The 12,395-nt window shown below is 72.9% G+C and carries 9 protein-coding genes; 4 read left to right on the top strand and 5 right to left on the bottom strand.

Features of this window, described 5'->3' with window-relative positions; all coding sequences use genetic code 11:
* Window positions 1–27: 27 nt before the first annotated feature.
* Together AADR41_RS23700 and AADR41_RS23695 are read right to left on the bottom strand one after the other, a co-directional pair.
* Window positions 28–3,039, bottom strand: coding sequence for a DEAD/DEAH box helicase (locus AADR41_RS23700; protein WP_342283399.1), 3,012 nt, complete (start codon window positions 3,037–3,039; stop codon window positions 28–30).
* A 214-nt stretch (window positions 3,040–3,253) separates the two neighbouring features.
* Complete coding sequence (locus AADR41_RS23695; RefSeq protein ID WP_342283398.1) at window positions 3,254–4,216, bottom strand: slipin family protein; 963 nt, start codon at window positions 4,214–4,216, stop codon at window positions 3,254–3,256.
* Window positions 4,217–4,562: 346 nt separating this feature from the next.
* Between AADR41_RS23695 and AADR41_RS23690 the strand changes: the two genes are divergently transcribed.
* Window positions 4,563–4,910, top strand: a complete 348-nt coding sequence (locus tag AADR41_RS23690; protein ID WP_124718280.1) for a hypothetical protein — start codon at window positions 4,563–4,565, stop codon at window positions 4,908–4,910.
* A 69-nt stretch (window positions 4,911–4,979) separates the two neighbouring features.
* Here AADR41_RS23690 and AADR41_RS23685 read toward each other — a convergent pair whose 3' ends face one another.
* Entirely contained in the window at window positions 4,980–5,690 is a 711-nt protein-coding gene (locus AADR41_RS23685) for a class I SAM-dependent methyltransferase (RefSeq protein WP_342283397.1), read from the bottom strand.
* Between the two features lie 97 nt (window positions 5,691–5,787).
* Complete coding sequence (locus AADR41_RS23680; RefSeq protein WP_342283401.1) at window positions 5,788–6,999, bottom strand: PucR family transcriptional regulator; 1,212 nt, start codon at window positions 6,997–6,999, stop codon at window positions 5,788–5,790.
* A gap of 194 nt (window positions 7,000–7,193) precedes the next feature.
* On the opposite strand from AADR41_RS23680, the gene AADR41_RS23675 reads away from it, so the two are divergent.
* From AADR41_RS23675 to AADR41_RS23665, 3 genes are read left to right on the top strand one after another with little or no spacing between them, the layout of a single operon-like run.
* Entirely contained in the window at window positions 7,194–8,090 is an 897-nt protein-coding gene (locus AADR41_RS23675; protein WP_342283396.1) for an SGNH/GDSL hydrolase family protein, read from the top strand.
* 6 nt (window positions 8,091–8,096) lie between these two features.
* Window positions 8,097–10,088, top strand: a complete 1,992-nt coding sequence (locus tag AADR41_RS23670) for a hypothetical protein (protein WP_342283395.1) — start codon at window positions 8,097–8,099, stop codon at window positions 10,086–10,088.
* Window positions 10,089–10,129: 41 nt separating this feature from the next.
* Window positions 10,130–11,227 (top strand): tyrosine-protein phosphatase, encoded by a 1,098-nt coding sequence (locus tag AADR41_RS23665; RefSeq protein WP_342283394.1) that lies wholly within the window; start codon window positions 10,130–10,132, stop codon window positions 11,225–11,227.
* A 48-nt stretch (window positions 11,228–11,275) separates the two neighbouring features.
* Here AADR41_RS23665 and AADR41_RS23660 read toward each other — a convergent pair whose 3' ends face one another.
* Window positions 11,276–12,394: an ADP-ribosylglycohydrolase family protein gene (locus AADR41_RS23660; protein WP_342283393.1), complete on the bottom strand. Its 1,119-nt coding sequence runs from the start codon at window positions 12,392–12,394 to the stop codon at window positions 11,276–11,278.
* Between the last annotated feature and the right edge of the window lies 1 nt (window position 12,395).

Raw genomic sequence — 12,395 nt, 5'->3', positions numbered from 1 at the left:
GGTCGTTGCCGGGGCGCGGGCGGGGGCTCATGCCGGCCTCCGGAGCGAGACGAGGTCGGCCAGATCGCGGTCGCTCAGCTCGGTCAGTGCGGCCTCGCCGGTCCCGAGGACCGTGTCGGCCAGCGTCCGCTTGGCCTCCAGCAGCTCACCGATCCGGTCCTCGACGGTGCCTTCCGCTATCAGCCGGTGCACCTGCACGGGCTGTGTCTGGCCGATGCGGTAGGCCCGGTCGGTGGCCTGTTCCTCGACGGCCGGGTTCCACCAGCGGTCGTAGTGGATGACATGGGCGGCCCGGGTGAGATTGAGTCCGGTGCCCGCCGCCTTGAGGGAGAGCAGGAAGACCGGGACCTCACCGGACTGGAAGCGGTCCACCATCCGTTCCCGCTCGGCGACCGGTGTGCCGCCGTGCAGGAGCTGGGAGGGGACGCCGCGCGAGGTGAGGTGGGCGGACAGGAGCCTTGCCATGGTCACGTACTGGGTGAAGATGAGGACGGCGCCGTCCTCGGCGAGGATCGTGTCGAGGAGTTCGTCGAGCAGGGCCAGCTTCCCGGACCGGCCGACGAGCCTGGTCGGCTCCTCCTTCAGATACTGCGCGGGGTGGTTGCAGATCTGCTTGAGCGAGGCCAGCAGCTTCATGATCAGGCCGCGCCGGGCGATGCCCTCCGACGCCTCGATGAACGCCATCGTCTCGCGGACCGCCGCCTCGTAGAGCGTGACCTGTTCGCGGGTGAGGAAGACGGGGTGGTCGGTCTCCGTCTTGGGCGGCAGCTCGGGGGCGATGCCCGGGTCGGACTTCTTGCGGCGCAGGAGGAAGGGCCGGACCAGCCGGGAGAGCCGTTCCACCGCTTCGTCGTTGGCGAGTCCGGCGGCCGTTCCGGTGTTCTCGACGATGCGGGCGTGCCGGGCCCGGAACGCCTTGAGGGGGCCGAGCAGCCCGGGGGTGGTCCAGTCGAGCAGGGCCCACAGCTCGGAGAGGTTGTTCTCCACCGGGGTGCCGGTGAGGGCGACCCGGGCCGGGGCGGGGATGGTGCGCAACGCCTTCGCCGTGGAGGACTGCGGGTTCTTCACGTGCTGGGCCTCGTCCGCGACGATCAGGCCCCAGCCGTGACCGGCCAGTTGTGCGGCGCTGGAACGCATCGTGCCGTACGTGGTGAGGACGAAGCCGCCGCCGGACCCGGTGAGTGTGCGGTCGGTGCCGTGGAAGCGGCGCACGGGGACACCGGGAGCGAAGCGGTTGATCTCCCGGTGCCAGTTGCCCAGGAGGGAGGCGGGGCAGATCACGAGGGTGGGCGCGGGGTGGGCGCGGTGCAGATGGAGCGCGATGAGGGTGATCGTCTTGCCCAGCCCCATGTCGTCGGCGAGGCAGCCGCCGAGGCCGAGCGAGGTCATCCGGTCCAGCCAGGCCAGGCCGCGCAGCTGGTAGTCGCGGAGGGTGGCGTCGAGGCCGGGCGGGGGGTCGATGGTGGTGTGGTCGGCGGTGATGCGCTCGCGGAGCGCGGCCAGCGCGCCGGCGGGCACCGCTTCGACCTGTTCGCCGTCGACCTCGGCGGTGCCGGTCAGGGCGACGGAGAGGGCGTCGACCGGATCGAGCAGGCCGAGCTCCCGCTTGCGTGCCTTGCGTACGAGCGCGGGGTCGACGACGACCCACTGGTCCCGCAGCCGCACCACCGGCCGGTGGGCCTCCGCGAGGATGTCCATCTCCGCCTCGGTGAGCTGCTCGTCGCCCAGCGAGAGCTGCCAGTTGAAGGCGAAGAGCTGCTCGGCGTCGAAGAACGAGGTGCCGTCGGTGGCCGAGCCGGGTGCGGGCCGCACGACGGCGGAGGCGGTGAGCGAACGGGCGAGCTCCCTGGGCCAGTGCACGCTCACCCCGGCCGCCGCCAGCCGCGCTCCGGCGTCACCGAGCAGCTCGTACAGCTCGTCCTCCTCCAGGGCGAGCACATCGGGCACCGGCTGGTCCAGCAACCGCTCCAGCGGCGCCCAGACCCGGGCGGCGCGGCGCAAAGCGAGCACGGCGTCGATCCTGGCGCGCGGACCGAACGGCTCGACCGCCCCGCCGTTCCACAGCGCGGCGGCGTCGGTGACGTAGGTCGGGTCGGCGAGGCTGTGCACCTGGGTGATCGCCGCGGCGGCGTGCCGCGCGGCGCCGGTGCGGTGCGCGATGGCCTCGCCGGGGCGGGCGGCGTCGGAGCCGCGGTGCGCGTCGGAGGAGTCGTACGTACCGGAGGCGTCGTCCGCGTCGGGGGCGTCGTACGTGTCGGCGGTGCCGTACGTGTCGGCCGTGTCGAAGAGTTCGTACGCCGACAGGTCCAGACGCAGCGACACCCGTACACCGGCGTCGAGTCCGGACGCGACCTCGACGGCCCAGTCACGCGCCCCCGGCAGGTGCTGGGCCTCTCGGGACGCGAAGGGCGCCCCCATCGCGTACGCCGCGGCGGGCGTACGGGGCAGGGTGTCGGCGACCGCGTCGAGGAAGGAGCCCAGCAGCCACTGGGGGTCGGGGAGCCGGAGCGGGCTGAGATCCGGCAGCGGGACCGCGTGGCCCTCGGCCGGCATGGCGGCGGCGATCGCCCGGAGATGGGCGATGTCCTCGGCGTCGCGCGGCCCGGCCCGCCAGGCGTCGTGGTCGTCGCCCGTCAGACCGGGGAGCAGTCTGCCGCGCGCCGCCAGGTTGAGCGCCTGGAGCGCGGCGGCGCCCCAGCAGCGCGCGGCGGGGTGGGCGGACTCCTGGTGCCGGGCCCGCACCAGCAGCGGCAGCGCGTCGGCGACGGGCAGCAGCAGCGCGGGCACCGTCCGCCTTCGGACGTCGTCGTCCTGTCCTTGCCGGCGGGCGACGGTGATCTCGGCCGCGCTCGCACCGGGGGCCGGGCTCTCCGGATCCGCGGGTCGCGCGCAGACCTCGCCCGGCTCCGGGAGGGCGCCGCCCGCGGGATCCCAGAAGGCGACCCGCCCGTCCCTCGGCAGCGGCGCGGGCAGGAACACGGCGGCACAGCGCAGAAGACGGACGGTGGCGGCGTCCTGCTGGTGCTGTGCCGTACTCATCGGTCTCCTCCCCCTCCCGCCCTGATCCGCTCGGCCCCTCTCGGAGCTGCTGATCGCCCTGCCCTTCATCGACTCCTGCGAGTCTAGGCGGGGGCTCTGACAACCGGGCTCCCACCCACGTTCCAGCAGGTCAGACACCACATGAAACGCCCCGGTCCATGAGGTCGGACCGGGGCGGGGACGGTGGGCACAGGGCTGGTGCGGGCGGACCTGATCAGTGCCTGGCCAACGGCTTCGAGCGCGAGGGCCGCGCCGGAACGGCGTTCGGCGCTGCGGGCGCGGGAGGCGGTGAGGGGGCGGGTGCGGAGGCCCCGGACGACGCCTGCGGCGGTGCCACCTGCGGCTGCGCGGACTGCTGCTGTACGGGCTGCTGCTGTACGGGCTGCTGCGCGGGCTGCTGCGCGGGCTGCTGCGCGGGCTGCTGTGCCCGCTCCAGGAAGCGGAGCAGCTCCACCGGGAACGGCAGCACCAGAGTGGAGTTCTTCTCCGCCGCCACCGCCACCACCGTCTGCAGCAGACGCAGCTGGAGCGCGGCCGGCTGGGAGGACATCTCCTTCGCCGCCTCGGCGAGCTTCTTCGACGCCTGGAGCTCGGCGTCCGCGTTGATGACCCGGGCCCGCCGCTCACGGTCGGCCTCGGCCTGGCGGGCCATGGAACGCTTCATCGTCTCCGGCAGCGACACGTCCTTGATCTCCACCCGGTCGATCTGCACGCCCCAGCCGACCGCGGGGCTGTCGATCATCAGCTCAAGTCCCTGGTTCAGCTTCTCGCGGTTGGACAGCAGATCGTCCAGATCGCTCTTTCCGATGATCGAACGCAGCGAGGTCTGTGCCATCTGCGACACCGCGAACCGGTAGTCCTCGACCTGGATCACGGCGCTCGCCGCATCGACGACCTTGAAGTAGATGACCGCGTCCACCCGGACCGTGACGTTGTCCCGGGTGATCCCGTCCTGTGCCGGCACCGGCATCGTCACGATCTGCATGTTGACCTTGCGCAGCCGCTCGACGCCGGGGAGCACCATGGTGAACCCGGGCCCCCGCACGTCGTCACGGAGCCTGCCGAGTCGCAGCACCACGCCACGCTCGTACTGCTTGACGATCTTGGCCGCCGCCGCCGTGTACAGCGCGCCCGCCGAGGCCGCCGCCACTATCGCGATCACGAGCTCCTGGACCATGACGGCCCCCTGAAAGCCGGAGAACTGCCGGACGCTCCCGATCCGTGCGAGTCATGCGCGACACAGGGGTCGCGCAGGGCGTGCGGGCCGCACGGGCCGCATGAATCAGTCGCTATTACCACGGTATGCCCAATATCAATCGATATGAACACGGATCGGGCCTCCGTCCTCCCGCCCGTCCCCCGCCCGGCCGCGCACCGGATGCCGGGGCGCCGGGGAGTGGGCAGGGTGACCAGCGTCAGCACCTAGCGGGTACGCGCCGCGTGGCCATCCGTGCGTACCCCGTGGCATACGCAGCGCCAGTGCCGGTGCAACGAGCCGGACGAGACAGACGAGGACCCCACCCATGCCCGTGATCGCCCACCGACGCCGCCGTCTCGGCATCGCAGCCGGGACCGCGCTCCTGACCCTCACCGTCGCCGGCTGTTCCGGCCTCGGCCGGACCGCGGTCGGACCGATCGCCTACACGACGGAGCGCGATGTCGAGATCACGGTGAACAGCCCGCCCGTGAAGGGCTGCCACCGGCTCGCCCCCTCGGGCGCCAAGGTGGTGAGCAACGGCACCCTGGTCGACATCATTCTGTACCGCACCCGCAACTGCACCGGTCCGGGCACGACGTACCTCGCGAAGTCGTTCACCGATGTCAACGCGGCCTCCGCGCTGCCGTGGCGCAGCTACAGCACGGTCCACTGACCGGCCGGCCCCGTCTGCCACGCCTCCCCGTCCGCGGTGCCGGAAGCCGACGCTCCCGGACCGCGGGCCTCACCCGTTCCGAGGCCGCTCCGGCACGGCGCGCACCCATGTCCCGTCGTCCGTGAGATACCGGTCGACGGACAGGCCCGCCGCCGCCAGGTGTCCCTCGAACTGTTCCTTCGACAGCTCCCGCGAACGGAACGTCTGGGTCCATCGCGCGTCGTCGAAGACGTACTCGGCATGCACCGAGTCCACCCCGTCCCCCACGGGCTCCGCCGAGACGATCCGTACGGTGTATCCGGCCGGATGGGTCCTCTCCCGCGGCAGGTCGGTGCGGTAGTCGGCGCCCTCACGCTGGATGAGCACGACGCCGCCGTCCTCGACGTGCTTGCGGCACGTCCGCAGCATCCCGTCACGTACCCGGTGCTCACTCGCGTGCACCAGGAACGACGCCAGCATCACCACGTCGAACCGCTCCTCGCCGAGGTCCAGCGACTCGATGGGGCTGCGCACGGTGCGGGCGCCCCGGATCTGCTCCAGCATCTGCGCCGACTCGTCCACGGCGGTGACCTCGAAGCCGCGCCCGACCAGCGGATGTGTCACCCGGCCCGCGCCGCAGCCCAGTTCCAGAATGGTCGCCCCGGCGGGCACCGCCGCCGCGATCACGTCCGGTTCGTCGCCGACGGCGAGCCGTCTGTACAGCTCGACCGCGCAACCGTCCGGTGTGATCTCGCCGGGGCCCGTCCCCGAATACCCTTCACGCACCAGCTGTCCGCTCATACCCGTTGGAACGAACGGCAGTTGACCACAGTTCCGGTCACCCCGCCCCACGTCGTCCCGCGCCGGCTCACACCGCTCCGCGTCGTCCCGCGCCGGCTCACACCGAGCGACGGGCCACCAGTGCCGCGCTGATGTGCTGGAGGTCGGCCGGGCGGGCCGGGGAGAGGCCGGTCAGCCGGTCGATGCGGCGGATGCGGTAGTCGACGGTGTTGGGGTGGATGTGCAGGGCGGCCGCGGTGGCCCGCCGGTCCAGGCCCAGTTCGAGGTATGTCTCCAGGGTGCGCAGCAGCTCCGGCTTCGCCTCCAGCGGGCGCAGCAGCTGCGCGAGCCCCTGCAGGGCCTCGCTGGGCCGGCTGAGCTGGTATTCGAGCAGTACGTCGGCCAGCCGGTACAGGCCGGGCGGCCGGCCCGTACGGGCGATCAGATCGACGATCTCGGCGTTGCGGGCCACCGCGGCCGGCACCGCCTCCGGTTCGGCGGTCTCCGCGGCGGCCGTGATGGGGACGCCGGCGGCGCGGGTCGCCTCCTCGATCAGCGCGCACAGACCGCCCGGTCCGAGCCACGGCGGCGGCTCGGCGGCGGGCAGCAGCACCGTGCCGCCGGAGGCGTCCAGGGCGGTGAGCACCGGCGTACCGGCGAAATGATCCAGGGCCGTGCGGACCCGGCGGATCTTGCGCCGGGCCGCGACGCCCGCGCCGGGGCCCAATGGCTGGTTCAGCTCGTCGGGGTGCGGGGCGAGTGCGAGCGTCATCGTGAGGTAGCGGGCAGCCGGGCGCAGTCCGGTGCGGTGGGTGAAACGGTCCAGGGGTTCACCGGTCAGCAGGGCGGCCATCAGGGCGTGCCGGCCGCCGTGGTCCTGGCTGTCGAGGATCTGCCGGGCCTCCAGGTACGCGCTGCTGACGGCGGAGGTCAGCTGCTGCTGAAGGACCATGATGCGGTCCATGATCTCCAGGACGGTGGCGAGATCGCCGGGCAGCGCCCCCTTCGCGGCCTCCTGCCAGCACATCGCGGTGCCGACCTGGTAGGCGGTGAGGATCGCGTCCAGCGGCACGCCCTCCTCGGCGCGCTGGGCCGCCGAGTCGCGCTGCTGGGCGAGTTCGGCGTCCGTGGCGGGGCGGCGGTGCTCGACGACGTCGGCGAAGAGCCGCAGATTGTGCTGGACGATGTCGGCGATGTCGCCGGAGATCTCCTCGTGCGGCAGATCCGCGTAGACCGGCAGATCTGCCAGCAGCCGGGCCACGACACGGCCGGTCAGGGCCGGAACCCGGGCACGCAGCTGCGCGGCCACCGGACGTCCGGCGATGGACAGCGGCCGGTCCCCCGGCCCGCCCGGGACGCCGTGTCCGCCCGTGATGACGAGCGGCCGATTGTCACGCGTCACAAGTTCCCCCGCAGAAGTCTGCGTTACCCACCAGTTAAACGACGGCAGTTGAGTCTGCATGATGACCGGCGTCACACGCCATGCCACGTTCCCGCCCCCCACCGTCGGAGGATTCCGTGAACATGCCGCAGAAAAAGGGCATCTGTCGTTCCGCCAGGACCGTCATGGGCGCGCTCGCCCTGGCCGGTCTGGCCGTGGGGACCGGTGCGGTACCGGCATCCGCCACCGGTACGGACGGCGCCACATCCTATGTCGCGCTCGGCGACTCCATGGCCTCGGGACCGCTCATCCCCGACATCACGGGGCCGCTGCCCTGCGGCCGTTCGACGCACAACTACCCGCACGAACTGGCCGATCGCCTCGGCGCCTCGCTGACCGACGTCACGTGCAGCGGCGCCTCCTCCAAGCACATGACCGAGAAGCAGTCGCTGTCGCTGCTCGACATCCCGATGGGCTCGGCGCCGCCCCAGTTCGACGCGCTGCGCCCGGACACCGACCTGGTCACGCTGACCATCGGCGGCAACGACGCCGGACTGGTCGGCATCGCGCAGAAGTGCACCACCCTCGACCCGAACGCCACCCCGTGCAAGGAGAAGTACAACGAGGGCGGCGTGGACCAGGTGGGGCAGCGCATCGCGGAGTTCGCGCCGAAGCTGGGCGTCGTACTGGACTCCATCCACCAGCGTTCGCCGCAGGCCCGGGTGATCGTCACGGGGTACGGGCTGTACATCAAGCCCGGCGGCTGCTGGCCGCTGCAGCCGGTCCTGCCGGTGGACGCGGACTTCCTGCAGGGCAGCGTCGACCGGATGAACTCGGCGATCGCCGAGCAGAGCGCCGCGCACGGGGCCGAGTACATCGATCTGGCCACGCCCAGCAAGGGCCACGACTCCTGCCAGGCCCCGTCGGACAAGTGGGTCGAGGGCTACGTGCCGACCGCGGCAGCCGCCCCGCTGCACCCCAACCGCAGGGGTGAGGAGAACTACGCGGCCATCATCGGCGCGCACCTCCAGGGGAGCTGACCGAAGTTGCTTCATCGCCTGCTGCGCGGGCTGCTGGCGGCGGCGCTCGGCGCCGCCGCCCTGCTCGTCCCGGACTCCCGGCCGGCACAAGCCGCCGGGCCGTCCGGGCCGGGCTGCGACCCGCTGGCGCCCGTCGAGTGCCTGCTGCCGTTCCCGAACGACTGGTACACCCGGCCCGACCCGGCCACCGACACCGGCCGCCGGGTGGCCTTCGGCGCCGGCGTCCTGCCACGCGCCGCGGCCGGCCGGCCCATCGACCCGACGGCCTGGAACCGGTCCGACGGCTTCTCCCCCGGCTCGACGCTGATCGCGCACGTCCCCGGGCTGAACCCGGCGGCGACCGGCGCGGCCCCGATCACCGACATCGGCCGCTCCCTGGCCCCGGACGCCCCCGTCGTACTGCTGGACACCCGGACCGGCGAGCGGTGGCCGTACTGGGCGGAGCCCGACGCCAACGCCACCGACCCCGCGCGCCGGGCCCTGCTGATCCATCCCGCGCGCAACTTCCGCGAAGGCCACCACTACGCCGTCGCCCTGCGGAACCTCAAGGACGGGGCGGGGCGCACCATTGCGGCCGCCGGTCCGTTCGCCGCCGTCACAGGGAGGCCGCTGCCCGGCGGGCATCCGCTGCACGCCCGGCAGCGTCAGCTCCGTCCGGCCCTCAAGGCGCTGCACAGGGCCGGGGTGCGGTCCGAAGGGCTTTACCTGGCCTGGGACTTCACCGTCGCGAGCACCCGCGGTCTCACCGGTGACCTCCTCACCATCCGCGACGACGCGTTCCGCCGGCTCGGCGGCCGCTCCCCCGGGTTCGCCGTCACCCAGGTCACCGACTTCACGGCCGAGCAGGATCCCCGCATCGCCCGCGAGGTGACCGGCCGGATCGACGTGCCCAGCTATCTGAACCTGCCCGGCGGCCCGCCCGGCTCCGTACTGCGCCGCGGTCGCGACGGCCTGCCCCGGCGGCTCCCGCTCGGCACCCGGCCCGCCACGTTCCGCTGCGAGATACCGCGCTCCGCCTTCCGTACCGCCTCGCACCCCGCCCTCTACGGGCACGGCCTCCTCGGCCGCCGTTCCGAGGTCGGCGCCGGCAATGTCAAGGCGATGGCGGCGGAGCACAACTTCACGTTCTGCGCGACGGACTGGATCGGGATGGCCGAGGAGGACATCCCCGTGGTGCTCGGCGCGCTCGCCGACCCGAACCTCTTCCCCGCCGTCCCCGAGCGCAGCGAACAGGGCATGCTGAACGCCCTCTTCCTCGCCCGCGCCCTGATCCACACCGACGGGCTGGCCAGCGACCCGGCCTTCCGCGACGCGGCCGGCCGGCCGCTCGTGGACACCCGGCACGGCATCGGCTACGACGGGAACAGCCAGGGCGGAATCCTCGGCGGCGCGCTGCTGGCCGCCTCGCCCGACATCCGGCGCGGGGTCCTCGGCGTCACCGGCATGAACTACGGCCTGCTTCTCAACCGCAGCGCCGACTTCGCCCCGTTCCAGCAGGTCCTGGACCTCTCCTACCCGGACCGGCTGCGCCAGCAGATCGTCCTCCAGCTGTTCCAGATGGTGTGGGACCGCGGTGAGACCAACGGGTACGCGAGCCACCTCACCGACCGTCATCAGGTGCTGATGCACATCGCGTACGGGGACCACCAGGTCGCGAACGCGGCGGCCGACGTGGAGGCGCGCACCCTCGGTGCCCGGCTGATCGCCCCCGCACTGGCACCGGGCCGCAGCCCGGACACCGTCCCGTACTGGGGCATCCGCACCGTCTCCCGGGCCCAACTGCCCTACCGGGGCTCCGCGATGACGGTGTGGGACAGCGGTACGCCCACCCCGCCGCTCGGCAACACCCCGCCCACCGGGCCGCAGTACGGCCACGACCCGCACTCGGACCCCCGCAACTCGTCGGCCGCGCGTCAGCAGAAGGCCACCTTCCTGACCACCGGCCGTGTCATCAATGTCTGCGGCACCACGCCGTGCACCGCCGTCCCCGCCTCCTGACACCCCCCACCCCCCTGACAGGGATGCAGACAAGGAGCACCATGCGCACGCACCGCATCATCCAGGCAGCCGTCGCGGCCGCCCTGCTCGCCGGTACGGTCCTCGTACCGCCGGCCCTCGCCGCCACGCCCCCGGGCGCACCGGCGGCGAGCGCCGAGGCCGGCACCCGGGCCGCCGCGGTGCCGTTCACCGCCGCCACCGCCAAGCGCGCCGCCGACGGCGGCTACACGCTCTCCTGGTCCTCCGCCGCCGGTTCGGTGACCGTCACCGCCGTCACCTCCCCCGACGCGACCACCGGCACCCCGGTGGGCACCGCCCCCGGCACCGGTTCGCTGACCGTCCCCGCCGGAACCCTCGCCGAGGCCGGGCGCTGGTACTTCCGGCTGGTGCCGGACAGCGGCTCCCCGCTGGTCGTCGCCGAACGCTCGCTCGGGATCGAGTCCGCCCGCAACTTCCGGGACATCGGCGGCTACCGCACCACCGACGGCCGCTGGGTCCGCCCGGGGCTGGTCTACCGCTCCAACAAGATCAACAAGCTCACCGACGCCGAGCAGCAGCGCCTGCTCTCCCAGCGGCTCACCCTTGATGTGGACCTGCGCAACGCGGTGGAGCGGCACGACGACCCGGACCGGGTGCCCGCCGGTGTGAAGTACCAGGTCGCCGACGTGGTGTCGCTCAGCCACGGCCTCCGTTTCCACGACTCGGCGCTGATGACCCTGGCCGAGGCCATAGCCGCGGGGCTGTTCTCCGGCTCGTCCGACCTCGGCCAGTCCATCGGCTACCCGTTCATGGTCAACTTCGTCGGCGCCGACTACGCCTTCCGCGACCTGCTCACGGCCGTCGCGACGAACGACTCCGGCGCGACGGTCTTCCACTGCAGCTCGGGCAAGGACCGCACCGGCTGGAGCACGGCCGTGCTGCTCACCGTGCTCGGCGTCCCGCGCGAGACCGTCGAGGCGGACTTCCTCGCCAGCAACGACTACCTGGGCAACCCGAAGGCCGTCGAACTGAGCTGGCTGCGCGCGGCGTTCGACGAGGTGAACCACATCTACGGCGACTTCGACACCTACGTGCGCGAGGGCCTGAAGGTCGACGACGCGACGGTGGCCGCCCTGCGCGCCAAGCTGCTGACCGACTGACGCATCGTCAGAGTCCGGCGTGCCGACGGACGGTGGCCCCACCGCCCGTCAGCACGCCGGGTATCGCCCGTCCGGCCAGGCGACCGCGTGCTCGGCCTCCAGGCAGAGATCGTCGGCCACCTCGGTGATCACCGCGCGGCCCTCGGTCGACACCAGCCAGGACGGCGGAAGGTGTACGTCCCCGTGGCGTGCGCCGAGCAGGTTGCCGCAGATCGCCCCCGTGGAGTCGCTGTCGCCCGAGTGGTTGACCGAGAGCAGCAGCGCCGGGGCCACCTGGTCGGCGCCGGGCAGCACCAGGGCGCAGTACACGGCGATGGCGAGGGCCTCCTCGGCGACCCAGCCCGCGCCCAGCGTCTCCACCTTCTCGCCGGTCGGCGCACCCTCCGCGGCCAGCTCCACGGCGGCCCGCAGCGCCGCCGTGGTCTCCTCGTGCCCGGGGTGGTGGCGCAGCAGCTCCATCGCCCTCAGCACGGCGCCGGCCGTCGAGTCGCCCTCCAGGAGGTGCGTGACGATCGCTGCGAGGGCCCCGGCCGCGTACGCGCCGGTCGGATGGCCGTGGGTGAGCTGCGCGCACCAGTACGCGAGCCGGAAGCCCGACTCGGGGTCCTGTCCCAGCAGGCCGAAGGGGGCGGACCGCATCACCGTGCCGCATCCCTTGGACCCGGTGTTGACGGGTCCGGGCTCCCCGAGCCGGCGCGTCGGTTCGGGGAGGTGGCCGGTGGCGAGCCCGGTCAGGCAGGCGTTGCCGGGGGCCCGGCGGGCGTAGAGCCAGGGCTGCTGCCGGAGCCAGCCGGTCCGTATCGGGTTGTCACCGCCCGCGAAGGGCGGCGCGGGGTGGTTCTGGGTGTCCAGCCAGCGGAGGTAGGCGTTCCGTACGAGCGCGGTCTCGGCACCGCCGATCCCCTTCGACGCCGCCCGGGCATGGGCCCTGATCAGTCCCTCGGCGGTGAACAGGGTCATCTGTGTGTCGTCCGTGACCCGGCCGACGACCCCTTCCTCGTCCGGGAGGAGTCCCTGTACGCCGTGCGCACCGTGCGCCCGGCGGATACCGGCCAGGGACAGGAACTCCACCGGGTTCCCCAGCGCGTCCCCGATCGCCCCGCCCAGCAGACAGCCCCGGACCCTCGACCCGCGGCCGGTGCGGCCCTCCCACGATGTGCCGTTCACG

Origin of the sequence: Streptomyces sp. CLV115 (assembly GCF_038448545.1) — a bacterium.
Lineage (GTDB): Bacteria > Actinomycetota > Actinomycetes > Streptomycetales > Streptomycetaceae > Streptomyces > Streptomyces sanglieri.
The sequence above is the reverse complement of the archived record's forward strand: the minus strand, read 5'-3'. Positions and strand labels throughout refer to the sequence as shown.

Excerpts from the sequence above, each read along its gene's own strand:
- AADR41_RS23700 (WP_342283399.1), bottom strand. The coding sequence starts at position 3,039 with ATGAGTACGGCACAGCACCAGCAGGACGCCGCCACCGTCCGTCTTCTG.
- AADR41_RS23690 (WP_124718280.1), top strand. The coding sequence starts at position 4,563 with ATGCCCGTGATCGCCCACCGACGCCGCCGTCTCGGCATCGCAGCCGGG.
- AADR41_RS23675 (WP_342283396.1), top strand. The coding sequence starts at position 7,194 with ATGCCGCAGAAAAAGGGCATCTGTCGTTCCGCCAGGACCGTCATGGGC.
- AADR41_RS23685 (WP_342283397.1), bottom strand. The coding sequence starts at position 5,690 with ATGAGCGGACAGCTGGTGCGTGAAGGGTATTCGGGGACGGGCCCCGGC.
- AADR41_RS23665 (WP_342283394.1), top strand. The coding sequence starts at position 10,130 with ATGCGCACGCACCGCATCATCCAGGCAGCCGTCGCGGCCGCCCTGCTC.
- AADR41_RS23695 (WP_342283398.1), bottom strand. The coding sequence starts at position 4,216 with ATGGTCCAGGAGCTCGTGATCGCGATAGTGGCGGCGGCCTCGGCGGGC.